1 protein-coding gene is annotated in these 1,222 nt (G+C 44.8%); it reads left to right on the plus strand.

The window, feature by feature from the left end; translation table 11 throughout:
• Positions 1 to 166: 166 nt before the first annotated feature.
• On the plus strand, positions 167 to 1,222 hold a 1,056-nt coding region (locus HMPREF9446_RS09465; protein ID WP_009125394.1), incomplete at its 3' end, for a plasmid recombination protein.

A 1,222-nucleotide genomic window follows, 5' to 3' on the forward strand; every position in this document is an offset into this window, starting at 1 on the left:
CCCTTTATTTGTGCATTTACAAAACATTCACTAACTTCGCACCTATGCAGTATGGTGATAGCACACTAGCACCCTAAAGGGTACGTGTGTAAGGGGACAAGCCCCCTTAACCCCCTGTCAGCCGGCTGTCACCGGCTGTTATCGATTGTCACAAAAATGTTAACTTATGGGAGCAACAAGTATTCATGTACAAGCAGTGAAGCCGGGGAGCGAGATTCACAACTTTAGGGAAAAAGAGTTGGACTATGTTCGTCCGGAACTTAGTCATTTGAATGAAAGCTGGGTTGGAGATAGCATCTCCCATCGGCTGGAGAGTGCGAAACAGAGATATTTCGATACGGTTGGGCAGAAGATGCAGACTAAAGCAGCACCCATACGGGAGGGGGTAATAGTAATCAAGCAAGAAACCACCATGCAGGAACTCCAGCAATTCGCTGCGGTCTGCAAGGAACGTTTCGGTATTGAAGCGTTTCAAATCCATATACACAAGGACGAAGGATACATGAACGCAAAGCAATGGACACCTAACCTTCACGCCCATGTAGTTTTCGATTGGACGCAGCCGAACGGGAAGAGTGTGCGCTTATCGCGTGATGACATGGCAGAACTCCAAACCATAGCATCTGAAGCACTGGGCATGGAACGTGGTGTTTCTTCTGACCGCAAACACTTATCGGCTATGCAGTACAAGACCGAATGTGCGAAAGAACAGCTTCAGGAACTATCCAACGATATATCCAGTGCGTTAGACAAGCACAAGGACGTGCAAAACCAGCTTCTTCAGCTTCAGAAAGAACTACGTTCCATTGAAACAAAGAAAAACGTCCAAAAACTCATTTCTAAGGCTTCAGAGAAGTTTTACGGCTTGATAGGGAAAACGGTTAACGATAGGGAAAAAGATGCCTTAAAAGCCAAAATAAAGGCTTTAGAGGGGGAAAATGAACAGCTATCCGATAGACTGGGAAAGGCTATACTTGAAAAAGAGCGAAACGGCACAAAGGTATTCAAAGCCGAGAACGACAAAGAGTATTATAGACAGCAAATGGACAATGCAAGGACAACCAGTAACCGACTAAGAACGGAGAACCAAGAACTAAAGACCGAAACCAAGGAATTGAAAAAAGAACTTGGTAAAATGAAAGACTTGTTCAATTCCGAACAACTGGAGGCTTTAAGGCATCATTTCCCAAACATATCGAAAGCTATGGAAGAGGGGAAAGAC

Origin of the sequence: Bacteroides fluxus YIT 12057, from assembly GCF_000195635.1 — a bacterium.
Classification (GTDB): Bacteria; Bacteroidota; Bacteroidia; order Bacteroidales; family Bacteroidaceae; genus Bacteroides; species Bacteroides fluxus.